Origin of the sequence: Xanthomonas campestris pv. phormiicola, from assembly GCA_025666215.1 — a bacterium.
GTDB classification, from domain to species: Bacteria; Pseudomonadota; Gammaproteobacteria; order Xanthomonadales; family Xanthomonadaceae; genus Xanthomonas_A; species Xanthomonas_A campestris_A.
In genome coordinates this window covers 1,720,495-1,746,842 of sequence record CP102593.1, presented here as the reverse complement: position 1 = coordinate 1,746,842, position 26,348 = coordinate 1,720,495, and the positions used below count along the sequence as shown (strand labels likewise).

General features: G+C 68.6%; 27 protein-coding genes. 14 read left to right on the top strand and 13 right to left on the bottom strand.

Annotation, left to right across the window (positions count from 1 at the left end; all coding sequences use genetic code 11):
- Window positions 1-9: 9 nt before the first annotated feature.
- Window positions 10-2,136, bottom strand: a complete 2,127-nt coding sequence (locus tag NRY95_07105) for a LodA/GoxA family CTQ-dependent oxidase (GenBank protein UYC17713.1) — start codon at window positions 2,134-2,136, stop codon at window positions 10-12.
- Window positions 2,137-2,172: 36 nt separating this feature from the next.
- Window positions 2,173-3,300 carry a hypothetical protein gene (locus tag NRY95_07100; GenBank protein ID UYC17712.1) on the bottom strand — a complete coding sequence of 376 codons (1,128 nt, stop codon included), beginning with the start codon at window positions 3,298-3,300 and terminating at the stop codon, window positions 2,173-2,175.
- Here NRY95_07100 and NRY95_07095 point away from each other — a divergent pair.
- Entirely contained in the window at window positions 3,284-3,721 is a 438-nt protein-coding gene (locus NRY95_07095; GenBank protein ID UYC17711.1) for a hypothetical protein, read from the top strand. The genes NRY95_07100 and NRY95_07095 overlap by 17 nt on opposite strands.
- A gap of 424 nt (window positions 3,722-4,145) precedes the next feature.
- Here the strand turns inward: NRY95_07095 and NRY95_07090 are convergent, their stop codons facing one another.
- From NRY95_07090 to NRY95_07065, 6 genes are all read right to left on the bottom strand, one after another.
- Complete coding sequence (locus tag NRY95_07090; protein ID UYC17710.1) at window positions 4,146-4,862, bottom strand: YitT family protein; 717 nt, start codon at window positions 4,860-4,862, stop codon at window positions 4,146-4,148.
- A gap of 130 nt (window positions 4,863-4,992) precedes the next feature.
- Window positions 4,993-5,592 (bottom strand): MFS transporter permease, encoded by a 600-nt coding sequence (locus tag NRY95_07085; protein ID UYC17709.1) that lies wholly within the window; start codon window positions 5,590-5,592, stop codon window positions 4,993-4,995.
- A gap of 50 nt (window positions 5,593-5,642) precedes the next feature.
- Window positions 5,643-7,139: a diguanylate cyclase gene (locus tag NRY95_07080; protein UYC17708.1), complete on the bottom strand. Its 1,497-nt coding sequence runs from the start codon at window positions 7,137-7,139 to the stop codon at window positions 5,643-5,645.
- Window positions 7,136-8,398, bottom strand: a complete 1,263-nt coding sequence (locus tag NRY95_07075) for a PQQ-binding-like beta-propeller repeat protein (protein UYC17707.1) — start codon at window positions 8,396-8,398, stop codon at window positions 7,136-7,138. The genes NRY95_07080 and NRY95_07075 overlap by 4 nt, the downstream gene beginning before the upstream one ends.
- Window positions 8,399-8,552: 154 nt before the next feature.
- Entirely contained in the window at window positions 8,553-9,683 is a 1,131-nt protein-coding gene (locus tag NRY95_07070; GenBank protein UYC17706.1) for a PilT/PilU family type 4a pilus ATPase, read from the bottom strand.
- Between the two features lie 141 nt (window positions 9,684-9,824).
- Window positions 9,825-10,862: a type IV pilus twitching motility protein PilT gene (locus tag NRY95_07065; GenBank protein UYC17705.1), complete on the bottom strand. Its 1,038-nt coding sequence runs from the start codon at window positions 10,860-10,862 to the stop codon at window positions 9,825-9,827.
- 124 nt (window positions 10,863-10,986) lie between these two features.
- On the opposite strand from NRY95_07065, the gene NRY95_07060 reads away from it, so the two are divergent.
- From NRY95_07060 to NRY95_07040, 5 genes are all read left to right on the top strand, one after another.
- Window positions 10,987-11,637, top strand: coding sequence for a YggS family pyridoxal phosphate-dependent enzyme (locus NRY95_07060; protein ID UYC18531.1), 651 nt, complete (start codon window positions 10,987-10,989; stop codon window positions 11,635-11,637).
- Window positions 11,638-11,916: 279 nt separating this feature from the next.
- Entirely contained in the window at window positions 11,917-12,450 is a 534-nt protein-coding gene (locus tag NRY95_07055) for a hypothetical protein (protein UYC17704.1), read from the top strand.
- 42 nt (window positions 12,451-12,492) lie between these two features.
- Window positions 12,493-12,975, top strand: a complete 483-nt coding sequence (locus NRY95_07050) for a hypothetical protein (GenBank protein UYC17703.1) — start codon at window positions 12,493-12,495, stop codon at window positions 12,973-12,975.
- A gap of 151 nt (window positions 12,976-13,126) precedes the next feature.
- On the top strand, window positions 13,127-13,960 hold the full coding sequence (proC, locus tag NRY95_07045; GenBank protein ID UYC17702.1) for a pyrroline-5-carboxylate reductase: 834 nt from the start codon (window positions 13,127-13,129) through the stop codon (window positions 13,958-13,960).
- Between the two features lie 13 nt (window positions 13,961-13,973).
- Window positions 13,974-14,429 (top strand): DUF4426 domain-containing protein, encoded by a 456-nt coding sequence (locus tag NRY95_07040; GenBank protein UYC17701.1) that lies wholly within the window; start codon window positions 13,974-13,976, stop codon window positions 14,427-14,429.
- Between the two features lie 12 nt (window positions 14,430-14,441).
- On the opposite strand, the gene NRY95_07035 is transcribed toward NRY95_07040, so the two are convergent.
- Both NRY95_07035 and soxR read right to left on the bottom strand, forming a co-directional pair.
- Window positions 14,442-15,461 (bottom strand): 2-hydroxyacid dehydrogenase, encoded by a 1,020-nt coding sequence (locus tag NRY95_07035; protein UYC17700.1) that lies wholly within the window; start codon window positions 15,459-15,461, stop codon window positions 14,442-14,444.
- A 43-nt stretch (window positions 15,462-15,504) separates the two neighbouring features.
- Window positions 15,505-15,942 (bottom strand): redox-sensitive transcriptional activator SoxR, encoded by a 438-nt coding sequence (soxR, locus tag NRY95_07030; protein ID UYC17699.1) that lies wholly within the window; start codon window positions 15,940-15,942, stop codon window positions 15,505-15,507.
- 100 nt (window positions 15,943-16,042) lie between these two features.
- Here soxR and NRY95_07025 point away from each other — a divergent pair, with 100 nt between their 5' ends.
- On the top strand, window positions 16,043-17,467 hold the full coding sequence (locus tag NRY95_07025; GenBank protein UYC17698.1) for an MFS transporter: 1,425 nt from the start codon (window positions 16,043-16,045) through the stop codon (window positions 17,465-17,467).
- A gap of 16 nt (window positions 17,468-17,483) precedes the next feature.
- Here NRY95_07025 and NRY95_07020 read toward each other — a convergent pair whose 3' ends face one another.
- Genes NRY95_07020 through pdxH form a run of 3 tightly spaced genes read right to left on the bottom strand, consistent with a single transcriptional unit; the run spans window position 17,484 to window position 19,325 of the window.
- The gene (locus NRY95_07020) at window positions 17,484-18,275 is read right to left on the bottom strand and encodes a cobalamin-binding protein (GenBank protein ID UYC17697.1); all 792 of its coding nucleotides are present in this window, start codon (window positions 18,273-18,275) and stop codon (window positions 17,484-17,486) included.
- Between the two features lies 1 nt (window position 18,276).
- Window positions 18,277-18,729 carry a GNAT family N-acetyltransferase gene (locus NRY95_07015; GenBank protein UYC17696.1) on the bottom strand — a complete coding sequence of 151 codons (453 nt, stop codon included), beginning with the start codon at window positions 18,727-18,729 and terminating at the stop codon, window positions 18,277-18,279.
- Entirely contained in the window at window positions 18,726-19,325 is a 600-nt protein-coding gene (gene pdxH, locus NRY95_07010) for a pyridoxamine 5'-phosphate oxidase (GenBank protein ID UYC17695.1), read from the bottom strand. Before pdxH ends, NRY95_07015 begins: the two co-directional genes overlap by 4 nt.
- 376 nt (window positions 19,326-19,701) lie before the next feature.
- Between pdxH and NRY95_07005 the strand changes: the two genes are divergently transcribed.
- From NRY95_07005 to mdtD, 7 genes are all read left to right on the top strand, one after another.
- The gene (locus NRY95_07005) at window positions 19,702-20,244 is read left to right on the top strand and encodes a shikimate kinase (protein UYC17694.1); all 543 of its coding nucleotides are present in this window, start codon (window positions 19,702-19,704) and stop codon (window positions 20,242-20,244) included.
- Window positions 20,241-21,365 (top strand): 3-dehydroquinate synthase, encoded by a 1,125-nt coding sequence (gene aroB, locus NRY95_07000; GenBank protein UYC17693.1) that lies wholly within the window; start codon window positions 20,241-20,243, stop codon window positions 21,363-21,365. The genes NRY95_07005 and aroB overlap by 4 nt, the downstream gene beginning before the upstream one ends.
- Window positions 21,366-21,862: 497 nt before the next feature.
- Window positions 21,863-22,117 (top strand): WGR domain-containing protein, encoded by a 255-nt coding sequence (locus tag NRY95_06995; protein ID UYC17692.1) that lies wholly within the window; start codon window positions 21,863-21,865, stop codon window positions 22,115-22,117.
- Window positions 22,118-22,127: 10 nt separating this feature from the next.
- Complete coding sequence (gene hemE / locus NRY95_06990; GenBank protein ID UYC17691.1) at window positions 22,128-23,192, top strand: uroporphyrinogen decarboxylase; 1,065 nt, start codon at window positions 22,128-22,130, stop codon at window positions 23,190-23,192.
- 63 nt (window positions 23,193-23,255) lie between these two features.
- Window positions 23,256-24,350 carry a hypothetical protein gene (locus NRY95_06985; protein ID UYC17690.1) on the top strand — a complete coding sequence of 365 codons (1,095 nt, stop codon included), beginning with the start codon at window positions 23,256-23,258 and terminating at the stop codon, window positions 24,348-24,350.
- Window positions 24,347-24,640 carry a hypothetical protein gene (locus NRY95_06980; protein ID UYC17689.1) on the top strand — a complete coding sequence of 98 codons (294 nt, stop codon included), beginning with the start codon at window positions 24,347-24,349 and terminating at the stop codon, window positions 24,638-24,640. The genes NRY95_06985 and NRY95_06980 overlap by 4 nt, the downstream gene beginning before the upstream one ends.
- A 257-nt stretch (window positions 24,641-24,897) precedes the next feature.
- Window positions 24,898-26,328, top strand: a complete 1,431-nt coding sequence (mdtD, locus tag NRY95_06975) for a multidrug transporter subunit MdtD (GenBank protein ID UYC17688.1) — start codon at window positions 24,898-24,900, stop codon at window positions 26,326-26,328.
- Window positions 26,329-26,348 lie beyond the last annotated feature (20 nt).

Sequence of the window (26,348 nt, the reverse complement as noted above, 5' to 3'; positions counted from 1 at the left end):
GCGATCGGCTCAGGCGAGACCATCGGCGTCGGCGCTCGCCGCGGCCGACGACGGCGGCGGATAGGCCGGAATGTTCGCCATCGGCCAGGGCGCGACGAACTCCTGGCCCACGCCGAACAGGCTCGCCACTTCCAGGAACATGTCCGCCGGATACGGCGGCTGTCCCGCCACCTGCGCGATCTGCGCACCGCTGACGACGAAGCCCACCTTGGCCCAGTTGGCGACGAAATCCGCGTAGTCCTGGAAGCGCCCGACCTGCGCCGGATAGTCGCTGTCGGTGCCGCTGCCGCGTACCGAGTACACCTGCGGGCCCGGATACCATGTCTCGTCGTCCGGATCGACCTGGCACAACGCCACCGGATAGACCGCGAATGGCCGCTCCGCCGGCCACGACCAGTACAGGGTGTTGTTCGGGAGGGTGTTCGGGTTGCTGCTGCCGGCTCCGGGGTTGGGATCGGGCAGATGGGTGGCGCAGGAGTTGTAGTCGGTATGCCAGGGCACCGACATGAACTTGGACAGATCGCCTGGCTCCACCGGCTGCGACTGCAGCGGCACGTAGCCGAAGCTCAGGAACGCCTTGCCCTTCTGCGCGCTGCCGTAGTCCAGCGATGCCTGGTTGATGCGGAACGGCCCGCAATCGCGTTGCTGCCATTGCGTCACGTAGAGATGGGTGTCGCGGATCGGGAACGAGACCTCGATGCCCGGGCTGTAGCGCCCGCCCAGGCAGTTCTGCAGCGTGACCCGGTCCAGCAGCTCGCCTGGCCCCAGCGTCGGTGCGCCGCCTTGCACGTAGTTCTTGCCATGCCACTGGTTGAGCAGGAAGTACTGGGTCGCGCTGACGCTGAGGAAGCTCTTCTGCGCATCGCCGAGCGAGAGCGGCATCATCGGCGAGCCGGTCTGGGTATCGGCCGGGGAGGCCGGATCGCGGATCAAGGTCTTCAGGTTGGGGATCTTGGCGGTCGGGTCGTCGGTCGGCTGGATCTGCCCGATCATGTCGTGGCCCCTGATCGCGCCCGACGGCAGGTTGGTGTTCCAGCGCTGCAGCATGGCCGCGTGGAAGATCGGCTGGATGTCGTCGCTGAAGGACGGCCGATAGGTGCCGACGAAGGCGTTGTTGGCGTACAGCGACGGCACCAGCCCCAGGTCGCGCACCCACACGTCGTAGACGTCGTCCCAGGTGGAGACCACATTGCGGGTCTGCGGCGCGTAGCCCGGATCGCCGGTGACGTACCAGGCGCCCTGCACGCTGGCGCTGGAGCCGTCGCTGAAGATCAGCACGGCATTGACCGGGCCGTCGGCGGCATCGTCGTACCACAGGCCGTTCTCGGTCGCATCCGCCAACGGCGGATAGCTTCCGTCGGCCTGCACGACCGCCGAGGTCCGCGCAAAGCCGCCGGCCACGATCAGCGCGCCGTTGGCTTCCACGCGCATGTCGCCCAACGAGTCGAGCGCGCCCAGCGGCTCGTGAAGCGTATGGAACATCGACGGAAAGCTGACCGGATAGTCCGGCGCCTGCTGGATCGTGCCGGCGGTATCGGCATAGCTGGCGGTGGTCTGCATATCGAAGCCGACCGGCGCCGTACTGCCGGCAGCGACGCTGATCGCACGCGGACCTGGGTCGATGACCAACTGCTGCAGACGCGTCGGGTCGTTGGGATCGCTGGGGTTGGCCGAATCGGGGTAGTTCGCATTGCGCAGCTGCAACTGGCCCTGACACTGCAGCGTGTAGGCCTCGATACCGCGAAACTGGCCGTCCTTGCTCACCGTCGAATAGTTGTTGAGCTTCTTGTTGGCCACATGCACGGTCCAGACGATGTCCTTGACCGTCTTGCCGCCGACCGTGCTGCCCACGTCCACGCGCGTGCCGCCGCCGTTGGGATACGTGCCGGAACTGCCGCTGGGATAGGCGTAGATGTGGAACCGCGCGGCCTGGCGCTTGACGTTGCCGTCGGCATCGCGGAACTGGTCGGCGGTGATCGGCGTGGACTCGGTACCGGGCTGCACCGGCAACCCGCCCATCAGGCCGTCGGCGCCGCGTGCGCCGGCCGCGGTCACCGGCGCCAGATAGAACTCCTGGCTATCGCCGACGCGGCCGATGCCGATCGCCGGATGCACTCGAAAGACGTTGCTGGACATGATGATCTGCTCCTGATCCGGATGGAATGGCGCGCATCAGCGCTGCGCGGCCGGCCGCGGCGCCGGTGGCGCCTTCTGCGGCAGCTGCGCCTGGAAGTAGTCGTTGATCACCACATGGCTGAGGTTGACGTTCAGCCCCGGCAACGACTGCGCGCGCGGATCGGGCGAAATCACCTGGGTGGTGTTGTGGCAGGCGAAGCAGTTGTCCTGCGCGCTCTGCACCTGGGTGAAGGTCTCGATGGTGGAATTGGACAGGCGCATCGAACCGGTGAGCAGCGGCGATTTTTTATCCGGCGGCACGCACTCCAGCGACGAGCCGGGCTGGAAGGTGCAGTTGGGCTGCAGCGCGTCCAGCTGGTTGAACCAGATCGCGCCGACCTCGAAGTAGTTCTTCCACACATCGTTCAACTGGCTGTGCACCGATGTGTTCATCGACATGATGTTGGGGATGTTGCAGTCCGTCGCCCCGGGCGGGCACGGCTTCTGCCCGCCGTACGGCACCATGCGGCACACCTGGGTGACCGGGCTCAGGGTCTGCGTCTGCGCGTTCAAGGTCAGCGCACCGGAACCGGCGGCGTTGAGGTTGCACTGCTTCATCGGGGTATTGGCCTGATAGAACGTCCAATCCTTGCTGGAGACGATGTCGTTCGGCTGCATCTTCTCCATCGGCTGCGGCAGGTCCGGCGCATTGGCCTGGTGTTCGAAGGTGGCCCAGATCATTTCCGGATGCCCGTTGACCGTGCCGCCGATATGGAAGCCGACCAGCGCCACGGTCTGGGTTTCGGTGTCGGCGGTGGCGACGATCTTGCCCTTGCGCATGCCCAGCTTCGCGATCTGCGCCTGGCGGGTATAGAACGTCGAGACGTCCTCGCCCGGCTGCACCACCTTCCACGCCGCCTTCAGGGTCATGCTGCCCACCGGAAAGGCCGTGTCGGGATCGAATGCGCGCAGTCGCCTGGGGTCCTGCAGGCCGTTGCCGGCGATGAACTGGCCGAAGACGTCGTTGGAGTGGATCGAGTAGTAGACCGCGCGTCCGTTGCGGTCCACCAACACCCCGTCCGGCCCGGCCTGATCGATCAGCTCCACGGTGCGCGCCTGCTGCGCGCGGCCGATCAACGGGTCCAGCACGCCGTCGGCGACACCGCCGATGCCGTCGGTGGTCATGGTCAGGAACCGCGGCTGCCCGCCCACGTCCTGGGTCAGCCACAGGAACGCATTCCACGACCAGATGTGGAAGTCGCAATTGGTGCTGTCGGAACCGAAAGCCGTCGAATCCGGCGCCGGCGTATTCGCGTGCGGAAACCAGTTCGAATTCGGCGACCCGGGCGGCACGCAGGCGCCGGCCACGGATCCCGGCTTGGTCGGCAGCACGCCGCCATTGCCCTGTTGCGGTCCCGGACCGGGACCGGGATTCACGGCCGAACACGCCGCGATCAAGACACAGACAAACGCCGCGAACCCTGTCGCACGCTTCATCGCATTCTCCTTCGGTGCTCGAAAGACAGCTGAAAACGCCACTTCCCGTTGCCACGCACAGCCGCACGGCAGCATCACGATGCCGAACCGGCAAGCGCTGGAAATCTAGTGTGGTTTCCCCATCGCAGGCACGATGACTCCCGTGGATCGCGTCACGTCATTCGCGCGTATTGCCCCCGCCTGCGCAACCAGCATGCGCCGACGGCGAACGCGCCGACAAGGCCATTTCGTAGACACGCGGGATCTCCCGTAGACAGTTGCGAACGGCCCCATGCCTGCACCCAAGGCAGGGCGTCCTGGCTCGGACTGTTGCGGCAGTCACGCGCCCGCAGCACATGGAATGCGCATCATGAAAATGCGAAAGGTGGATCGGGCGCCCACTGCCGCAACGGCGGTTGCACGCGCATGGGATCGGCACGGCATCGAGCGCCGCCTGGCCGCGGTTTCGGCATTCGCCGCCTGCGTCCAACGCAGACCCACGCGCCGCGCATTGCGCGCCTCGCGCGACGCAGGCGCTGCGGCGTGCCGCTCGCTCACACGCCCATGTAGCGCCCGGAGCGGTGGTTGAACATCAGCACCAGGCTCAGCACCACCGCGCCGATCGCCGAGTACAGCACCTGCTGCGGCGCCAGCACGAAGAACGCGATCAGCATCAGCGCCCCGTCGAAACCCATCTGCACCTTGCCCGCGCTCCAGCCGCGGCTGCGCTGCAGGTAGACCGCCAGGATGCCCACGCCGCCGAGGCTGGCGCGGTGGCGGATGAAGAACAGGATCGCCAGCCCGACCAGCGCGCCGCCGACCAGCGCCGAATACAGCGGCGTCATCGCCGAATACTGCGCCCAGCGCGGCAGCAGATCGGTCAGCACGCCGCAGGCGGCGACCGCGACGAAAGTCTTCAAAGTGAATTCCCAGCCCATGCGCCGCACCGACAGCCAGTAGAACGGCAGGTTCACCAGCACGAACATCAGGCCGAAGTTCCAGCCCAGCGCGTAGTGCAGCAGGAACGCCACCCCGGCCATGCCGCCGATCATCAGTCCGCCCTTGGCGAACACCGCCAGGCCCAGCGAGGCCACCAGCGTCGCCAGCAGCATGCCCTGGATGTCTTCGGCCACGCTGTGCCGCAGCGCCTGCGCATCGCGCGCGGTGCCGGCCGAATCCGCCGGCGGCGTCAGCGGCCCGGACGTGACGACGGTACCGTCGTCGGGCAAAGGGTCCAGGTCCGGACGCAGATCGGAATCGGGGAGGCTCACGGGAATAGGCAAGACGCGGGGATGCGGTATTAGACACCAAGCGGGGCGGTGGTTGCAGATGAAACTTCATCCACGGATCGCGACCGCATGCCGGACCGGCGATGCGCCGGAACCCCCTCGCGACGCCGGCTCAGCGGGGTGCGGGCAAGTTCACCTGGATCGGTTGCTGCAGCAGCACGTTCACCACCAGCATGAAGATCGCCAGCGAAAAGAACGGTGCGACGATCGCCAGCCACACCCACGTCCACGCGCTGAATCGCTCCTGCGGGCGTTCGCGCAAGCCGCGCGCCCGCTTGAAGCGGACCAGGCGCCGGTTGATCGCGAGCAGCGGCGTCCAGGACAGCAGCGCCAGGAACGACAGTCGGGTCGGCCACGCCGCCAGCAGGCTCAATCCGACATAGGCCAGGGCCGGTCCCCACCAGCCCAGTACGCTGCGGCGGTGCGCGCCGATCAAGCGATCCAGGGCGCGCAAGCAGGCGAAGATCCAGATCAGCGAGAACACCGAGCGCCACACCGGCCAGATGCGCCGGCGCCCGGAGATCAGGCGGATCGCCTGCCAGTTGCGGTAGAACCAGTACAGCGCATACCAGCCGAAGCTGGTCGTGCACAGCAGGGCCAGCTTGATGCCCGACGGCGCGAACAGCGTGGCCAGCGGATCGGTCGGGGCGGCATCGGGCGCGGCGTCCGCCAGCGCGGCGGCGGGGACGGCGTAGGGGTTGTCCATTTGCATGCGTGGCACTCGGCCGATGCGTTTGTCGAATCGCGCCGCGTCGACCGCGGTCAGCGAGCGAAGGCGCGGCGCTGCCGCTTGTCCGCGTACATCTCCGCATCGGCGCGTTCGAGAAGTTCCTCCAGCGCCTCCGCGTCCAGATCCCGCCGGGTGCACAGGGCCAGGCCGAAGCTGGCCGACAGCCCGGTCGCGAACCCGTCGTCCTCGCCGGGCTTGGCAAGCGCCCCGCGCAGCGCATCGGTCAGCCCGCGCGCCTTCTCCGGCGTGGTCAGCGGCAGGTACAGCGCGAACTCGTCGCCCCCGCGGCGCCCGAGCAACTGGCCCGGCCGCAGACAGCTCCGGCAGCGCTTGACGAAGGCACGCAAGGCCGCATCGCCGGCGGCGTGTCCGAACTGGTCGTTGATCGCCTTGAGGTTGTCCATGTCGGCGACGATCACCGCCAACGGACGGGGATCCTCGGCGGCCAGTTGCAGATCGTTGAGCACCTGCTCCAGGAATCCGGTCCGCGACAGCGCCCCGGTCACGGGATCGCGCACCAGCGCATGGCGCAGCCGCGTGTTGTCGGCGTAGAGCCCGGGGACGGCCAAACCGAAGTAGCTGTTCGCCGCCAGGCTGATCATGGCGAACTGCAGCGCGAGCGCCTGCACCTCGAGCCGCAGCAGCGGCGTGGCCAGTGCGATCAGCAGGCTGAAGGCGGCGATCGCCACCAGCGCCTGCAGTATCCCGTGGGTATGCACGATCCACAACTGGATCACCACCACCACGAACAAGGCGAAGACCACCGCCGGCTGCCGCGGCAACGCGGCCGCGAGCCACATCACCGCCAGGGTGACGCCGAGCAGCAGCGCGAGCTTGACCAGATAGCCCGTGGCGCTTCCGCTCGGCGCGATCATCCCCGACAAGCGCGGGATGCCAGGCCACGGCGCGATCTGCAGGAACTCGGCCAGACGCAGCACCGCGAGGATCGCCAGCGGGCCGAGCGCCAGCAGACCGGCGTAGTCGCCGATCGCCCACGGGATCGACTGGGCGAACATGGTCGGCAGGTCGATGGCGCCGGTGACGACCAGGCCCGCGCCGCCCAGGCAGGCAGACAGCAGCGAGGCCACTCCGCCGCCCAGGATGAAGTAGGTGACCGCGCGCGGCAGGCTGGTCGAGGACATCCCCTGGCCGACCCGGCGCAGCAGCCAGGCCAGGCCGCCCCAGATGCAGAACTGTTGCGCGGTGAACAGCAGCGCGTACTCCAGGACCGCCCGATCGGGGACGGCCGTGTGGCCGCTCGTGCGATAGAAGCTGAGCAGCGTGGCCAGCACGCACGCGATGGCGATCGCCGGCGCGCCGCGCCAGCCCAGCACCATGAAGGCGGCCAACGTCACCGCCACCGGCGGGAACCACAGGCTGGCATGCGTCTGATAGCCCAGCACCCGCGCCAACTCGAAGCCCGCCAGCCACCCCGCCACCAGCGCCGCCGACAGCACCAGCAGCGCGCCAGGGCGGCGCGGCGCCGCGGCGCGCGTGCGGGTCGGCGCCTCGGCGTCCCAGCCTGTCATCCATCCGCCTCCGGCCGGTCCCGGGCGGGAGCCGAGCCGGGGCCGACGAACGCGGTGACCGTGCTGTCGTCGCTGCCACCCACCACCACCGAGGCATCGGCGCACAGGCGGATCGGCCAGCTCATGTTGCCCGCGGCCCAGTTCCATTGCTCGGTGCCGTCGCTCGCATCCCAGAGGGTGAACCCGCCGGGCGTGCCGTCGGGGTGGCCATCGGCCAGCCCCAACCAGCGCCCGCCGGGGTCGAACGCCAGGCAGTTGGGCGAGTGCTGGCTGGGTGACGTCCACTGCAGTTGTGCCGCGCTACCGGCATCGGCGTACACGGCGACGATGCCGCCCTGCGCGAGGTTGCCGGCGATCGCGACCTTGTCTCCGGCACCGTCGCAGGCCAGTCCGTAGATGGTCTTGGCGCCACCGGGGACCGCCTCGCTCCAGACCGGCGCGGGCATGCCCTGGAACGCGGCCACGTCGAAGGCGTACAGCGTGCCGTCGCTGGCGCCGGCATAGGCCCTGCGCCCATCGCCGGACAGCGCGGCGGCATGGGTGTAGGCGCCATTGGGCAACTGCCAGCGCGCCAGGGCCGCCGGTTGTCCGGACGCGATCGAGAACAGGATGATCTCGCCGTGATAGCTGGCCACCAGTCCGGTGCCGCCGTCGACCGCGATGCCCGTGGCGACGACGGTGTCGCCGGCAGCGCTCAGCGCGATGCACACTGGCGCGGCGAAGGCCGTGGCGCCGTCGCGGCAGAACAGATGGCCCTGCTCGGCCCCGGCCAGCAAGGTCTGCCCACGGCCATCCAGCGAGACCATGTTGCCGCGCCCGGGAAGAGGAAACGACAGGAGCTCCTCGCCGCCCGGTAGCGCCCACGCCCCGATGAAGCCCGCATACGGATTCTGGCTCTTCCAGCCGCAACTGGCGACGGTGCTGCCGTTCGCCGCGACATCCACCCAGTACACGCCCTGCCAGCCGTCGAATTCCTTCGCCAGCAGCGGCTTGCCGGCACGATCCCAGACGTAGGTGCCGAAGCACCCGTCCTGGTTGTCGCGCACGTCGCTGCGCGTGGCGGCAGGCGCCACGCGTTCGAAGATCTTGCGTTGGGCGTCGGGCACGGCGTCCAGCCCGGCCATCTGCGAGGCGCCGCCATAGTCGTGGAAGAAGGTGCCGGCGGCGATGACATCGCCATCGTCGGACACCGCCACCGAATTGATGTAGTAGCCGGCATGCGGCTGTGTCGACCAGAGCAATCCAGGCGCGTCGTTCACGCAGACTTCCCTCCCTTCGATTGAAGAGTCCAGGATGGACTCCAGCGAGTGTTTGGCTGAAAACACGGCGCCAGTGGACGAACGGGAGACGACCGCTGCCACGTTGATTCCCCTCATCCTGCCCCGCGCCCTTGCGATCGCTGCCCAGGCCGGCTCAGCGCACCTCGGCGATCTCCACCCCGTCCATGCCCTGCGCCAGGGTCCTGGCATCGCCGCCCTGGGCGAGCTTGATGCGCAGGCGCACTTCGTTCTGCGAGTCGGCGTGGCGCAGCGCGTCCTCGTAGCTGATCTCGCCGGCCTGGTACAGCTCGAACAGGCTCTGGTCGAAGGTCTTCATGCCCAGGTTGGTGGACTCCTTCATCACGTCCTTGAGCTTGTGGATCTCGCCCTCGCGGATGTAGTCCTGCACCAGCGGCGTGCCGAGCATGATCTCCATCGCCACGCGCCGGCCCTTGCCGTCGGGGGTCGGGATCAACTGCTGGGCGACCACGCCGCGCAGGTTCAGCGACAGGTCCATCAGCAGCTGGCTGCGGCGGTCCTCGGGGAAGAAGTTGATGATGCGGTCCATCGCCTGGTTGGCGTTGTTGGCATGCAGGGTGCACAGCACCAGGTGGCCGGTTTCGGCGAAGGAGATGGCGTGGTCCATGCCCTCGCGGGTGCGCACCTCGCCGATCATGATCACGTCCGGCGCCTGGCGCAGGGTGTTCTTCAGCGCGTTCTCCCAGCTGTCGGTGTCGATGCCGACTTCGCGCTGGGTGATGATGCAGCCTTCGTGCTTGTGCACGAATTCGATCGGGTCCTCGATGGTGATGATGTGCCCGGTGGAATTCTGGTTGCGGTAGCCGATCATCGCCGCCAGCGAGGTCGACTTGCCGGTGCCGGTGGCGCCGACGAAGATGATGATGCCACGCTTGGTCATCGCCAGGGTCTTGATCACCGGCGGCAGATTCAGTTCGTCGACGGTGGGGATGCGCGTCTCGATCCGGCGCAGCACCATGCCGACCTGGTTGCGCTGGTAGAAGCAGCTGACGCGGAAGCGCCCGACCCCGGCCACGCCGATGGCGAAGTTGCACTCGTGGGTCTTCTCGAACTCCTCGCGCTGCGCCGGGGTCATCACGTTCAGCACCAGGTCGCGGCTCTGCTGCGAGGTCAGCGGCGTCTGCGTGATCGGGGTGATCTTGCCGTGCACCTTGATCGCCGGCGGCATGCCCGAGGTGATGAACAGGTCCGACGCCTTCTGGTGCGCCATCAGTTTCAGGAACGAGGTGAAGTCGATGGTGCTCATTTGCAGGCTCCGGGACTCGGGACTCGGGATTCGGGACTCGAACAGCGCAAGCCGCCGATTCCCGATCCTGCCCTGTCCACCCAATGAAAGATCAAACCGCGATGCATCGCTTTTCCGAGTCCCGAGTCCCCGGTCCCGGCTTCACTCGAAGACCCGCTTGTCCTTGGCGTACTCGCGCGCCTGGTTGCGGGTGATCAGGCTGCGCTTGACCAGGTCCTGCAGGTGCTGGTCCAGGGTCTGCATGCCGTTCTGCTGGCCGGTCTGGATCGCCGAGTACATCTGCGCCACCTTGTCCTCGCGGATCAGGTTGCGGATCGCCGGGGTGCCGACCATGATCTCCCACGCCGCGGTGCGGCCGCCGCCGACCTTCTTCAGCAGCGCCTGCGAGATCACCGCGCGCAGCGATTCGGACAGCATCGAACGCACCATCGGCTTCTCGCCGGCCGGGAACACGTCGATGATGCGGTCGATGGTCTTGGCCGCCGAGCTGGTGTGCAGGGTGCCGAACACCAGGTGCCCGGTTTCCGCGGCGGTCAGCGCCAGGCGGATGGTTTCCAGGTCGCGCAACTCGCCGACCAGGATGATGTCCGGGTCTTCGCGCAGCGCCGAGCGCAGCGCCTCGTTGAAGCCGTGCGTGTCACGGTGCACTTCGCGCTGGTTGATCAGGCACTTCTGCGAGGTGTGCACGAATTCGATCGGATCCTCGACGGTGAGGATGTGGCCGTATTCGTTCTTGTTGATGTAGTCGATCATGCCGGCGAGCGTGGTCGACTTGCCCGAGCCGGTCGGCCCGGTGACCAGGATCAGGCCCTGCGGCTGGTCGATCAGCTGGCGGAAGATCGGCGGGCAGCCCAGGTCTTCCAGGGTCAGCACTTCGGAGGGAATGGTACGGAACACCGCGCCGGCGCCGCGGTTCTGGTTGAACGCGTTGACGCGGAAGCGCGCCAGGCTGGGGATCTCGAACGAGAAGTCGACTTCGAGGAACTCTTCGTAGTCGCGGCGCTGCTTGTCCGACATGATGTCGTACACCAGCGCGTGCACCTGCTTGTGGTCCAGCGCCGGGATGTTGATGCGGCGCACGTCGCCATCGACCCGGATCATCGGCGGCAGGCCGGCGGACAGGTGCAGGTCGGATGCCTTGTTCTTGACCGAGAACGCCAATAGTTCAGCGATATCCATACGCTGCTTTTCCCCTTGGGCTGCGACTGGAAGGATGATTCCCCGGGCGGCAGTATAGCGCCCTTCCCCATTGCCAGAAGCGCCGCCCGTGCCCCTCTCTCCCTTGCAGCAGATCCGCCTGGACATGGACCGTGCCGCGGCCTGCGCGCAGCGCCCGCCGGCGCGCCTGCTGGCCGTGTCCAAGACCCAACCGGCCGCGGCGATCGCGGCCCTGGCCGCGCAGGGACAAGGCGCGTTCGGCGAAAACTACGTGCAGGAAGCGGCCGGCAAGATCGCCGAGTTGGCGGGGCTGCAGCTGGAATGGCATCTGATCGGCCACCTGCAGTCGAACAAGGCCGAACAGGCCGCCGTGCTGTTCGACTGGGTGCAGAGCGTGGACCGGATCAAGCTGGTCGCCGCCCTGGGCAACGGCCGCCCGGCGCAGCGGCCACCGCTGAACGTGTTGATCCAGGTCAACATCGACGACGAGACCAGCAAGCACGGCTGCGCCCCCGGCGAGGTGGACGCGCTGGCCGCGGCGATCGCCGCGCAGCCGACGCTGCGCCTGCGCGGGCTGATGGCGATCCCGGCGCCGTTCCCCGAACAGGCGCTGCGGCGGCAGGCGTTCCAACGCATGCGCGCCCTGCTCGACGGACTGCAAGCGCGGCACCCCGGCGCCGACACGCTGTCGATGGGCATGAGCGGCGACTTCGCCGCGGCGATCGCCGACGGCGCGACGATGGTGCGCATCGGCACCGCGCTGTTCGGCAGCCGCGCAGCGCACGTCGCCCCCTGACAACGACGCGCAAGCGGGCAAGATGCGACAGCGGCAAGCGCAACCGAACGCTTGTCTACGAAATATTCAAATGCGATTTAGTGACATCGGAAATATGTCGTAGCTCAAATGATTGAAAACCATAGTTTTTCCACTTGAAGCAAGACGCATGCGGATGCGGCATGCACAACCGTTGAATCGGTCGAGGTTCTGACCCGGAAAACTCCGCTCCCATGGCGGCGACAGCGGACTCTCCGCCGTCCATCACCGAATGTGATCGGCTCGTACGAGGTCAATAAAATGGATGCATCGACCAGATTCCTGCTTGCTTCGTGTGTCGTCGGCCTGCTGCAGGTCCCCGCTGCGGTGGCCACGCCAGTGGCGACTGCGGCGTCGGCCACCGACGAATCGCTGATGACGCCCGCCGAGGTGCGCGCGCACGGCGCCTGGCGCGACACGATGGCGCACCTGCCGACACCGGCCGAAGGCTGCTTCCACGCCACCTACCCCAGCACCGACTGGCAAGCGGACACCTGCAAGACCTTGACCCGGCACATCCATCCGATCCCGCACCGCGTCCACTGGGGCGCTTCGGAAACCACCGGCAACGGCTACGACTACGACTACGCGTTGCAGTCCAGCACCCTGATCAGCAAGACCGTGGGCAGCTTTCCGCAGGTCAGCGGGGCCACCGCCGAAACCAGCGTCGGCGTGGCCGCCTTCGGCGGCGGCGGCATTCTCGGCCCCAACGCATACTCGCTGCAGATCAACTCCAACTACGACGGCACCACCAGCGTCTGCAACGGGCACTCCGGCTGCACCGTGTGGCAGTAGTTCGTCTACGCCACCGGCTACGAGACCCAGGGCGAGGCCGCGGTGTTCATCCAGTACTGGCTGATCGGCTACGGCTCCAGCTGCCCCAGCGGCTGGCTCAGCGACGACGGCACCGACTGCTGCCGCAACAGCAATGCGGTCAGCACCCCCGACGTGCCGGCCACGCAGCTGGCCAACGTCGAGCTGACCGGTTCGGCCACCGCCAACGGCAACGGCAACGACAGCATCACCTTCACCAACGGCAGCACCGCCTACAGCATCAGCGCCAATGACAGCGTGGTGAAACTGGCGACGGTGTGGAAGTCGTCCGAGTTCAACGTGGTCGGCAATGCCGGCGGGTCGCGCGCGAACTTCAACTCCGGTTCGTCGATCACGGTCAAGGTGGCGGCGACCAACGGCTCCACCGCCGCGCCGACCTGCGCCGCCAATGCCGGCACCACCGGCGAGACCAACAATCTCAACCTGGGCAGCTGCACCGCATCGGGCGGCACCACGCCCTCGATCGCCTTCACCGAAGCCAACTGAGCCACCCCGCGCTGGCCATGCGGCCTGTCGCCAGCGCGGGCCATCGGGAAGGCAGCGGCGGCCGCTCGCTGCGCCGGCCAGCGGCCGACAGGCTGTCCGCCGGCATTGCAGCCGCTACCATGGGCGCACTCGCGTCCTCGGTGCCCTCGCCATGCCTCCTCCCCATTCCAGCGCCGACATCGCCTTCATCGGCGGCGGCAACATGGCCCGCAGCCTGATCGCCGGACTGGTCCGGCAGGGCATCGCGCCGGACACCATCCGCGTCGCCGAGCCGGTACCGGCGCTGCGCGAAGCCCTGGCCGCCGACTACGCCGTGCACGCAGTCGCCGAGGCGGCCGAAGCGGCCGACGGCGCGCCGCTGTGGGTGTTCGCGGTCAAGCCGCAGGTGCTGCGCAGCGTCTGCAACGAACTGGCCACGCTGGCCCAGGCGCAGCGGCCGCTGCTGCTGTCCATCGCCGCCGGCATCACCGCACGGCAGATCGACCGCTGGCTGGGCGGCGCGCACGCGGTGGTGCGGGCGATGCCGAACACGCCGGCGCTGCTCGGCGCCGGCGTCACCGGCCTGTTCGCCAACGCGCAGGCCAGCGCCGCGCACAGGCGCCAGGCCGAACACTTGCTGGCTGCCGCCGGCGTCACCGTCTGGGTCGAGGACGAGGCGCTGATCGATGCGGTCACCGCGGTCTCCGGCAGCGGCCCGGCCTATGTGTTCCTGCTCGCCGAGGCGATGGAAGCGGCCGGCATCGCGCAAGGCCTGCCGGCCGCGGCGGCGCGCACGCTGGTGCTGCAGACCCTGCTCGGCGCGGCGCGCATGCTCACCGAATCCGGCGAGGCGCCGAGCGAACTGCGGCGGCGGGTGACCTCGCCCAACGGCACCACCCAGGCCGCGATCGAGACCTTCCAGGCCGGCGGCTTCGAAGCGCTGACCGCCACCGCCATCGCCGCCGCCGCCGCACGCGGCCGCGCCCTGTCCGCCGCCAACGACTGACCCGGAGCCGCCGATGCGCCGCCTGCCTGCCGCCGTGCTGTTGTGCCTGGCCCTGGCCGCCTGCTCGGCGCAGGACGCGCCGCGCCCCGCCACGCTGCTCGCGGCGACACCCGCGCAGGCCGACCTGGGCGCGCTGCGGGTGCACTACAACGCGCTGCCGACGCTGGCGATGAGCGACAGCGTGGCGCGCCGCTACGGCATCGTGCGCGCCGCCGACACCGCCCTGGTGATGATCGCGCTGCGCCGCGTGCAAGCCGGCGAGGAATTGCCGGCCAGCGGCCAGGTCAGCGCGGTGGCCACCGACCTGAGCGGGCGCCGGCAACCCATCGCCCTGCGCGAAGCGGTCACCGATGCCTACACCGACTATGTCGGCACGGTGCGCATCAGCGAGCACGACCAGCTGAATTTCGTGGTGGACGTGCACAGCGCCGACGGCGCCGGCACGGTGCGCTTCAGCCGCAATTTCTAGCGCGGGTTCGCGTCAGCCGATGCCGTTGGCAGTGCCGGGCGGCAGCGGAATCGGGTTCGGCAGCGGCGCGCCGTGTGCGAAGGCGCTGACGTTGTCCAGCGTCGCCGCCATGATCTGGCCGATCGCCTCTTCGGTGAAGAACGCCTGGTGGCCGGTGACGATGACGTTCGGGAACGACACCAGGCGCTGGATCACGTCGTCGGTGATGACCGTGGCCGACAGGTCGTGGAAGAACAGGTCCGCTTCCTGCTCGTAGACGTCGATCGCCAGGCCGCTCAGCCGTGCCGATTTCAGTGCGGCGATGACCGCTTCGGTATCGACCAGGCCGCCGCGGCTGGTGTTGACCAGCAGCGCGCCGGGCTTGATCCGCTGCAGCGCGGCCGCGTCGATCAGGTGCCGGGTCTGCGGCGTCAGCGGGCAGTGCAGCGAGACCACGTCGCTCTGCGCCAGCAGCGTCGGCAGGTCCGCATAGGTGCCGCCCTGCGCCAGGAACTCGGCATGCGGGAATGGATCGAAGCCGAGCATGCGGCAGCCGAAGCCGGCCATGATGCGGGCGAAGATGCGGCCGATCTTGCCGGTGCCGACCACGCCGACGGTGCGCCCGTGCAGGTCGAAGCCCATCAGCCCGTCCAGTTCGAAGTTGCCGTCGCGGGTGCGCTGGCTGGCGCGGGCGATGCGCCGGTTGACCGCGATCAGCAGTCCCACCGCGAACTCGGCCACCGAGTACGGCGAATAGTCGCCGACCCGCGCGGTGGCGATGCCGTGGCGCCGCGCGGCCAGCGCATCGACATGGTTGAAGCCGGTGGAGCGGGTGGTGACCAGGCCGACGCCGAGCGCGGCCAGCAACCCAAGCACGCTGTCGTCGACCAGGTCGTTGACGAACACGCAGACCGCGCCGCAGCCGGCCGCCAGCGGCACCGTCGCCGCGCTCAGCGCGTCCTGCACGAACACCAGGTCGTGGCCATGCGCGACATTGGCCTGCGCCAGCAACCTCATGTCGTAGCGCCGCGCGCTGTAGACCGCCACCTTCATCGCACCGCTCCGATCGTGACGCAGCGCCCAGCATCGGGCTCGCTCAGGGCGATGTCCAGCGCTGCGGCCCGTCGCCCTGCGCGCCCAGCGTATCGGCGGGATTGCTCAGGCGGCAGCGGCGCAGCGACAGGCAGCCGCAGCCGATGCAATCGGTGAGCTGGTGGCGCAACTGGGTCAGCTGCCCGATGCGTGCGTCCAGCTCCTGGCGCCAGGCCGCGGACATCCGCGCCCACTCCGCGCGCGTGGGCGTGCGCGCATCGGGCAGCTGCGCGAACGCGGCCTTGATGCTGTCCAGCGGCACGCCGACGCGCTGCGCGACGCGGATCACCGCCAGCCGACGCAACACGTCGCGCGCATAGCGGCGCTGGTTGCCGGCGGTACGCAGGCTGTGGATCAGGCCCTTCTTCTCGTAGAAATGCAGCGCGGACACCGCCACGCCGCTGCGTGCGGCGACCTGCCCCACGCTCAACTCCTCATGCATCGCTTGACCTCGAGTGCGGTTGAGGTCGCATGCTGCACGTCCGCCTCCCCCCAACGCAAGCGTCCGCTGGCGACCTGCCTGCCCCGCACAAGGCTGTTCGATGAACCACGCCACACCCCGCAACAGCGAGCGTCGCACCGCCGCACCGGCACTGCCGGATGCCGCTGCAACTGCGGCGCCTGCCGCCGGGTCGGTGCTGGCACCGCACTACCGCGCGACCACGCTGGGCATGGTCGCGCTGGTCTCGCTGATCGCCTTCGAAGCGCTGGCGGTGGCCACCGCGATGCCGACCGTGGCGCGCGAGCTGGACGGCCTGCGGCTGTATGCGCTGGCGTTCGGCGGCACCCTGGCCACCAGCGTGATCGGCATGACCGTGGCCGGGCGCTGGAGCGATCTGCGCGGTCCGGCGGCACCGCTGTGGGCCGGCCTGCTGTGCTTCGTGTGCGGCCTGCTGCTGGCCGGCTTCGCGCTGTCGATGCCGATGCTGCTGGCCGGGCGGCTGGTGCAGGGCGTGGGCGCCGGCGCGATCTCGGTGGCGCTGTATGTCCTGGTCGCGCGGCTGTATCCGCAGGCGCTGCGGCCGCGCATCTTCGCCGCGTTCTCCGCCGGCTGGGTGGTGCCGTCGCTGATCGGGCCGAGCATCAGCGGGCTGATCGTCGAACACGTCGGCTGGCGCTGGGTGTTCCTGGCGGTGCCGCTGCTGGCATTGCCCTCGGCGGCGCTGCTGCAGCCGGCATTGCGCAGCCTGCCGCGCGTGGCCGCAGCGGCGCGTTCCAGCGCGGCGCCGTTGCTGTGGTCGATCGGCGCTGCGGCCGGGATCTGCCTGCTGTACCTGGGCGGCCAGCAGCGCGGCGCCTGGGCGGCGGCCACGGTGCTGCCGGCGCTGGCGCTGCTGCTGGCCTGCGCATGGCGGCTGCTGCCGCGCGGCACCCTGCGCGCGGCACGCGGGCTGCCCAGCGTGATCGCGCTGCGCGGCATCGCCGGATCGGCGTTTTTCGGCTGCGAGGCGTTCCTGCCGCTGCTGCTGTCGCGCGAACGCGGCCTGTCGCCGACCTGGGCCGGGGTGGCCTTGAGCGTGGGCGCGCTGGGCTGGTTCGCCGGCTCCTGGTACCAGGGCCACTACGGCCGCGACGGCACCCGCCTGCGCCGGCTGCGCGTGGGCTGCGCACTGATGACACTGGGCGTGGCGATCACCGCGCTGGCGCTGTGGCCGGCGCTGCCCGCGGCGGTCGCGATCGGCGGCTGGGCCGCCACCGGCCTGGGCATGGGCCTGATCTATCCGACCCTGTCGGTGCTGACCCTGACCCTGTCGCCGCCGGCGCAGCAGGGCGCGAACAGTTCGGCGCTGCAGTTGAGCGAGGCGATCGCGGTGGCGACCACGCTGGCAGTGGGCGGCTCGCTGTTCGCGGCGCTGCTGACCCGGTCGGTGGCCGCCGCGTACCTGTCCACCTTCGCGGTGGCCGCGCTGCTGGCGCTGCTCGGCGTGGGCGTCGCCGGCCGCACCCAGGCGGCGCCGGCGCGCTGAGCCCGCGTGGGCGCGGCTACTGGCGCTGCGCCCAGGCCTGCACGATCACCGCGATCGCGCGCACGCCGTCGGTCAATGCCGCCGGTCCCGGCTGCAGGATCAGCGGCGACTTGATCTCGAACAGCTGGCCGTCGCGCACCGCCGGGATCGCCGCCCAGCCCGGCCGCGCGGCCACGCGCTCTGGGCGGAAGCGCTTGCCGCACCACGAGCCGAGGATGATGTCCGGCGCGCGCCGCACCACCTCGTCGCCGTTGGCCAGGATCCGCGCCTTGGCCAGCGGTTCCACCGACAGCTCCGGAAACACGTCGTCGCCGCCGGCGATGCGCACCAGCTCGGCGACCCAGCGGATGCCGGTGATGATCGGCTCGTCCCATTCCTCGAAATACACTTTCGGCCGCCGCGGCAGCGCCGCCGCCTGCGCGGCGACCGTGTCCAGCCCGCGCTGCAGTTCGTCGGCGTAGGCGTCGGCACGCGCACCGGCGCCGACCAGCGCGCCGAGCCGGCGCACGTAGTCGAGGATGCCGTCGACGCTGCGGTGGTTGGCGATCCACACCTCCACCCCGTTGCGCACCAGCTCGGCGGCGATCTCGGCCTGGATGTCGGAAAAGCCGATCGCCAGGTCCGGCTGCAGCTTGAGGATCTCGCCGATCCTGGCGCTGGTGAAGGCGCTGACCTTGGGCTTGTCGCGGCGCGCCTGCGGCGGCCGCACGGTGAAGCCGCTGATGCCGACGATGCGCGCCTGCTCGCCGAGCGCGTACAGCGTCTCGGTGGGTTCCTCGGTCAGGCAGACGATGCGCTGCGGACCCACGTCAGTCCTCGACCGGCATGCGGAAATACACCACGCGCTCGGTCTCCTCGAACCCGCAGGCGCGGTGCGCGGCCTGCGCCGCGGCGTCGTCGATCAGCGCATCGGAGGCCAGCTCGCTGCAGCCCTGCGCGCGGGTCCACTCCCGCACCTCGCGCAGCAGCGCGCGGCCGATGCCGCGGCCGCGCCACGCCGGCACCACGTACCAGCCTTCCAGAAACCCCACCGGCGAACCGTCGGTGCCGTTGACGTAGTCCTGGCGCAGGGTGACGTCGGCGAAGCCGATCGCCTGGCCGTCGCCGGCGAAGGCCAGGAAATTGGCCGCGTCCTCGCGCTGCAGCGCTTCGGCCACGCCGCCGAAGGCATCGCGCTCGTCCGGCCACAGCGCCATCCGCAGCGCCGCCCAGGCGCGCAGGTCGACAGCGGCGGCGGCGCGTACCGAGAACCCCTCGGTCACGGGAACAGCATCCGCTTGGACCAGTGGCCGGCGGCGTCGGCAGCGTAATGCCAGCGCTCGTGCAGGCGGTACTTGCCGCCGTACCAGAACTCGAAGCTACGCGGCACCACGCGGAACCCGCCCCACCCGTCCGGACGCGGCACCGCGCGGCCTTCGAAGCTGGCCTCGGCCTTGACCACGCGCTGCTCGAACTCCTCGCGCGACTGCAGGGTGCGCGACTGCGCCGACGCCCACGCGCCGATCTGGCTCATGCGCGGGCGCGAGGCGAAATACGCATCGGCCTCGGCCGCGGCGACCAGTTGCACTTCGCCATCGATACGGACCTGCACGCCGTCCTCGCGCATGCGCCGCCACAGGAACAGCAGCGAGGCCTGCGGGTTGGCCTGCAGCTCGCGGCCCTTCTGGCTGTCCAGGTGGGTGTAGAACACGAAACCGCGCGCGTCGTAGGACTTCAGCAGCACCACCCGCGAGGACGGACGCGCCTCCAGCGTGGCCGAGGCGACGACCATGGCGTTGTATTCGGCCTCGTCGCTGGTCCGCGCCTCCGCGAACAGGTCGGCGAACGTGGACAGGGCTTCGGCGTAGAGATCGGGCATGGCGGCAAGGCACTCGGCGGACGAGGCCCCATTGTCGCGCCATGCACGGCGCGACGCACGCGGCAGCGCGGGGCGGCCATGGCGCCGGCCCTACCGGCCCGGACCGCGTGCCGCGATCGGCTGCGCGCTCGCCAGCCTTTGCTGCGGCCCGCAGCACCGCGCGACAGATGCCGTGCGCAGGGCCGCGCGGGCACGGGCGCCGCGACCGGCGCGCTGACCGTCCCAGCTGACTGGCCGCCAACGCCGCGCAACGTGCACAGGCGCCGGCCAGCGCCGCGACGCGCTCGTGCCGCAAGCGCACCGGCACGCGCTCGGCGCAACGCATGCAAGCAGCGCGACCGGCCTGCGCACGCGGCGCGTCTGCTAGCATCGGCGGATGAATCCCGCCCCCAATCTCGTGCTGGTCGGCCCGATGGGAGCCGGCAAGAGCGTCATCGGCCGCCGCCTGGCCGAGCGCTTCAGCCTTGCATTCGTCGATAGCGACCAGGCCATCGTCGAACGCACCGGCGCGAGCATCGCCTCGCTGTTCGAGCATGCCGGCGAGGCCGGTTTCCGCGAGCACGAGCGCAGCGTGTTGGAAAGCGTGCTCGGCACCCCCGGCCACCTCATCTCCACCGGCGGCGGCGCCGTGCTCGACGCCGACAGCCGCCGCGAGATGCGCGAACACGGCTTCGTGGTGTACCTGCGGGTCAGCGTGGCCTCGCAGCTGCAGCGCCTGCAACGCGACCGCAGCCGTCCGCTGCTGCAGCGCGGCGACCGCGAACGGGTGCTGCACGAGCTGCACGCGGTGCGCGAGCCGCTGTACCGCGAAGTCGCCGACCTGATCCTGGACACCGACCACCTCAATCCCGCCGAAGCCACCGCGCAGCTGGTCGTGCGCCTGGCCGCGTCGTGGAAACTTCCGGACCCCATTGCATGACTGTTTCCCAACGCTGCGTCGCGGTCGAAGGCGACCCGGCCTACACCATCCGCATCGGCCCCGGCCTGCTCGACGACGGCGCACGCCTGGCCGAGCACGTGCGCGGCCGCCACGTGCTGCTGCTCAGCGACAGCAACGTCGCCTCGCTGTACGCCGCGCAGGTGCGCCAGGCGCTGCTGGCGGCGCGCCCGGAGCTGCGCATCGGCGAGTTCGTGATCCCCGCCGGCGAGGCCTCCAAGACCCTGGACAATTTCGGCGCGGCGATCGCCGCGCTGGCCGAACTCGGCGCCACCCGCGACGCCTGCGTGCTGGCGCTGGGCGGCGGCGTGGTCGGCGACCTGGCCGGCTTCGCCGCCGCGTGCTGGATGCGCGGGGTGGATTGCGTGCAGCTGCCGACCACGCTGCTGGCGATGGTCGATTCCTCGGTCGGCGGCAAGACCGCGGTGGACATCGCCCAGGGCAAGAACCTGGTCGGCGCGTTCCATCCGCCGCGCGCGGTGCTGGCCGACACCGCCACCCTGCGCAACCTGCCGCCGCGCGAACTGCGCGCCGGCCTGGCCGAGGTGATCAAGTACGGCGCGATCCGCGACCCGCTGTTCTTCGAGTGGCTGCATGCCGAACGCCACGCCCTGCTGGCCGCCGAACCGGCCGCGCTGGCGCAGGCGATCGCGCGCAGCTGCGAGCACAAGGCCGAGATCGTGGCCCGCGACCCGCTGGAGAAGGGCGAGCGCGCCCTGCTCAACCTCGGCCACACCTTCGGCCACGCGATCGAGACCGAACAGGGCTACGGCGCGCCCGGCAACGCCAACCTCAACCACGGCGAAGCGGTGGCGGTGGGCATGGTGCTGGCGGCCGAGCTGTCGGCGCGGCTGGGCATGGCCACGGCGCAGGACACCGAACGGCTGCACGCGCTGCTGGCCGACTACGGCCTGCCCACCGCGCTGCCGGCCGGGCTGGCGCCGCAGGCGCTGCTGGCGCGGATGCGGCTGGACAAGAAGAACATCGCCGGTCGCCTGCGGCTGGTGCTGTGGCGCGGCATCGGCCGGGCCGAAGTGGTGCCCGACGTCGACGAGGCGGCGGTGCTGGCGGTGCTGAACGCCGCCGTGCGGGCCGCGGCGTAGCGCAGCCTGCCGCGCCGAAGCATCCATCCGCCCTCGGTCGCTGGCTCGCCGCAAGTCCCTGTGGGAGCGACTTCAGGGCACCTCTAATAACCCCCAAAAACTCGACTAAAACGCTCGCAAGTCATTGATGCGCATAGTGCGGAATTTTTGGAATCGAGGTTATTAGAGGTGCCCTTCAGTCGCCACGAGCGAAGTGGCGGGCCTCCCGACGTCGGACAGCGTCGGGACTGAAGTCCCTCCCAAAGTGCACCCCGCGAGAGCCAGCATGCGCGAGTGCCCTGCGCCGCCCCCGGGGCGCAGGCCTGCGCCAAGACGCGCTCGGGCAAGGACGTCGCGCGTCGTCCATGGTTTCAGCGCGCCGGCGGTGCGCGCGTCGCGCCAGCCGCCCGCGGCCGCCCGCCGACCGCGGCCCAGACGCCCTGCCGGCTTCCCCACCCGTCCCATAACGCGCGACCGGCAGCGACGCCGCGGCGAGCTGCGATGGGTACAATCGGCCCATGCGCGTCTTCCTACAGCAACGCCCGGGCGGCAACGAGCCGCCCCGCTACATCCAGCTGAGCCTGCAACCGGACCTGTTCGGCGGCTGGGAGCTGTTGCGCGAAAGCGGCCAGATCGGCGGCCGCGCGCAGCTCAAGCGCGAGCAATACCTGCTGCAGGACGAGGCCCACGCCGCCTTCGAGAAAGCCCGCGATGCGCAACTCAAGCGCGGCTTCCAGGTCATGTTCACCCGCGGCGCCGACGCCCCGCGCTAAGGAATCCCCCATGCTCAAGAACGACCGTCTGCTGCGCGCCCTGCGCCGCGAGCCCGTGGACCAGACCCCCGTGTGGCTGATGCGCCAGGCCGGGCGCTACCTGCCCGAGTACCGCGCCACCCGTGCCCGCGCCGGCAGCTTCCTGGCCATGGCCAAGACCCCGGAACTGGCCTGTGAAGTGACCCTGCAGCCGCTGGCGCGGTTCCCGCTGGACGCGGCGATCCTGTTCTCCGACATCCTCACCATCCCCGATGCGATGGGCCTGGAGCTGTATTTCGTCGAGGGCGAAGGCCCGAAGTTCAAGCACCCGGTGCGCGACGCGGCGGCGATCGCCCGGCTCGGCGTGCCGGACATGGAGACCGAACTGCGCTACGTGATGGACGCGGTGCGGGTGATCCGCCGCGAGCTGGACGGCAGCGTGCCGCTGATCGGCTTCTCCGGCAGCCCGTGGACGCTGGCCTGCTACATGGTCGAGGGCGGCGGCAGCGACAACTACGCGCGGATCAAGGCGCTGGCCTTGAACGAACCGGCGGCGCTGCACCAGTTGCTGTCGGTCAACACCGACGCGGTGATCGCCTACCTGGCGGCGCAGCGCGCGGCCGGCGCGCAGGCGCTGCAGGTATTCGACACCTGGGGCGGCGTGCTCAGCCCGGCGATGTACCGCGAGTTCTCGCTGCCCTACCTGCAGCGCATCGCCCGCGAACTGCCGCGCGGCGACGGCGCCGAGCGCACCCCGCTGATCCTGTTCGGCAAGGGCAACGCGCCCTACCTGGAGGAACTGGCCGCCTCCGGCGCCGAAGGCCTGGGCGTGGACTGGACCATCGACCTGGCCGATGCCGCACGCCGCAGCGGCGGCCGCGTCGCGCTGCAGGGCAACCTGGACCCGGCCACGCTGTACGGCTCGCCGGCGGCGATCGAACGCGAGGTGCAGCGCGTACTGCGCAGCTACGCCGACGGCAACGGCTCGGCGGAAGGCCACGTGTTCAACCTCGGCCACGGGCTGTCGCCGGACATGCAACCCGAGCACGTCGGCGCGCTGGTCGCCGCGGTGCAGCGGCACAGCCGCCGCGGGTAGAGCCTTCACCGACGGCGAGTCAGGATCGCGGACTCAATAGCAGCCAGCCATCAAACACCATTGGTGTGGCTGGTGCTGCTGGCCTGCTCCACGCAGACTTGTCTACCAGATTTTTCCTTGAATATATTATTTTCAATCGCGCATCCCTGGAGGGACGCACCGCCTCTTCATGCAAGACGCACTCAATCTTTAAAGAAAATAAAAAGGATTTTTATGGGAAAAATATTCACAGGCTTATTTTTGTTTCTTGCGCTCTGCTCAGTCAAGTGCAAAGCAGCCGACACCATCTCTGTATGTAATTCCTGCGGGAATCAACAACTTAGATTTCAAGCGCAAGACCTGGGCAACGGCCATCATTATTTCTGGGATTTCACTGGCCGCAAATTGTCGCACTATCATACCCAGGGAATAACTACTCCACTTGCGCGCATTGAAGACAATCGCGTCCTTCCCTCAGGCAACATATCGATCACAACAATACCATTGACATCTGAAGAAGTTCAGCTGTTGAATTACGGACTTGACCTTTATGACGCAACCGGCACGACAGAGCTTCGGCATACCTTCCATTTCGATTTTGATGTACCAAGCGTTGCGACTTCATCATTGGCGACTCAAATAGCAGAAGAAGCGACACGCAGGATGACTGCGTTCGATGCGGTTACAACACCCGCCTATCGGGATGCCGTTATTTCTTTAAATTTTAGCAAAAATAATCTCGGCCCATTTTACTGGGCTCAAGACAGAGTTCGGGTATCCTTGTCAAATCTGACAAACTTTGTATCTATAACCGGCTTAAAAACCCCTTTCACCGTGACCAACAACATTCAGTTTACTGACGGTTCTTTTTTTCAAGTCACATGGGATTTTAATGCCAAAAACTATATTTACATAAAAGGCTCCGCTCATGATGCGGCAGGGAATCGCATACCAGAAAACAGCGTTGACGCGGGGGGAGGAGTGGGCGGGACAACGAACTACGTCTACCCCAATACTGTTGCTGGCATAACCGCAGGAGGCGAAATGGTGGATCACCTGGACGCACTAGGAGTAAGCTGGAATAATTTGCCAGGCGTCCCAGTCAACACTGGCTTTATGATCGCATGCTCTTACACTCCATCTGGCGCACGCTGCACCATACATTCATTAACCCCATGAATACAATTCCGATTGGCAATACATACCTTATCCGATCATTCATACTTTTATTCTTCGCCACTGCTGTGGCGTGGATAGGATGGGAGGCGAATGAACTGGATTGGCAAACTGTTGCTTTGTACGGTTGCATGGCTATCGCCTATGGCGCTGTCGTGTTTTTTTATTTCAGAGCCCTGAGGAAGCGCAGGCCTTTCGTCAACTATGGATATGCCGTCTTTTTATTGGGTTTGAGCCTACTGGCGTTAGCTAGCGGATTGATTTTTTCGCTTGCGCGCCTGTTATCCGGCTAATGCATGCCGTTTCGCGGCCGCGAATCCGTTCGCGGCCGCGAAATTTTCTCGGCAAGGCGCCATAAGGTTCGCACTAACCAACCCTTGACATATCGAACGGATCCGGCCCCTCCTTCTCTCCTAGACAGGCCTCAACGCTGAACCACTAACCGGGAACGGCCGCCAACGGCGACCGGGACCATAACCGCCCGCTGCTGCACGGCGCCGCCACGCGATCTGCGCGATCCTATGCCCCCCCCGCGTTGCCGTGCGTGCCGATGTCCGCGCCCTCCCCCGATCCGATCTCCGTTCCGAACTACCGCAGTTTCCGGCCGCTGCTGTGGCTGGTGTCGCTGGCCATCTTCATGCAGATGCTCGATGCGACCATCGTCAACACCGCGCTGCCGGCGATGGCGCGCAGCCTGGGCGAGAGTCCGCTGCAGATGCAGTCGGTGGTGGTCAGCTATGCGCTGGCGGTGGCGATGTTCATCCCCGCCTCGGGCTGGATCGCCGACCGCTACGGCACGCGCCGCACCTTCCTGGCCGCGATCGTGCTGTTCACCCTCGGCTCGCTGCTGTGCGCTGCCGCGCCGCGCCTGCCCTATCTGGTCGCCGCGCGGGTGCTGCAGGGCATCGGCGGGGCGATGCTGCTGCCGGTCGGGCGCCTGGCGGTGATGCGCTCGGTGTCGCGCGAGCAGTTCCTGAGCGCGATGAGCTTCATCGCGATCCCGGCGCTGATCGGGCCGCTGGTCGGGCCGACCCTCGGCGGCTGGCTGGTGCAGGTGGCGTCGTGGCACTGGGTGTTCCTGATCAACCTGCCGATCGGCGCGATCGGCTTCGCTGCCGCGCTGAAGGTGATGCCCGATTTCCATGGCGAGCAGCGCACCCGCTTCGACCTGATCGGCTACGCGATGCTGGCGTTCGGCATGATCGCGCTGTCGCTGGCGCTGGACGGGATTTCCGAGTTGGGCCTGCGCCATGCGTTCGTGATGCTGCTGGCCATCGCCGGCCTGGCCGCGCTGATCGGCTACTGGCTGCATGCGGCCAACGCGCCGACGGCGCTGTTCCCGCTGCACCTGTTCAAGGTGGTCAGCTTCCGCATCGGCATCCTCGGCAATCTGTTCGCGCGCGTGGGCAGCGGCAGCATGCCGTTCCTGATCCCGCTGCTGCTGCAGGTCGGCCTGGGCATGAGCCCGATGCGCGCGGGCCTGATGATGATCCCGGTGGCGCTGGCGGGCATGGCCGCCAAGCGCGCGGCGGTGAAACTGGTGGAGAACTACGGCTATCGCCGGGTGCTGATGACCAACACCGTGCTGGTCGGCGTCGCGATGGCCAGCTTCGTGCTGTTCGACGCCGGCCAGCCGCTGGGCTGGCGGCTGCTGCAGCTGGCGCTGTTCGGCGCGGTCAATTCGCTGCAGTTCACGGTCATGAACACGGTGACCCTGCGCGACCTGGACCGCGACCAGGCCAGCGCCGGCAACAGCCTGCTGTCGATGGTGATGATGCTGGCCACCGGCTTCGGCGCCGCCGCCGCCGGCAGCCTGCTGGCGGCCTTCAACGACCACCTCGGCGACAGCCACGGCGCCACCGCCGCGCTGCACGCGACCTTCGTCTGCGTCGGCGCGATCACCCTGACCTCGACCCTGATCTTCTGGCAGCTGCCGGATACGCGGCCGCATCCGCACAAGGTGGAGGAAGTGGCGGAATAGCCGGGACTCGGGACTCGGGA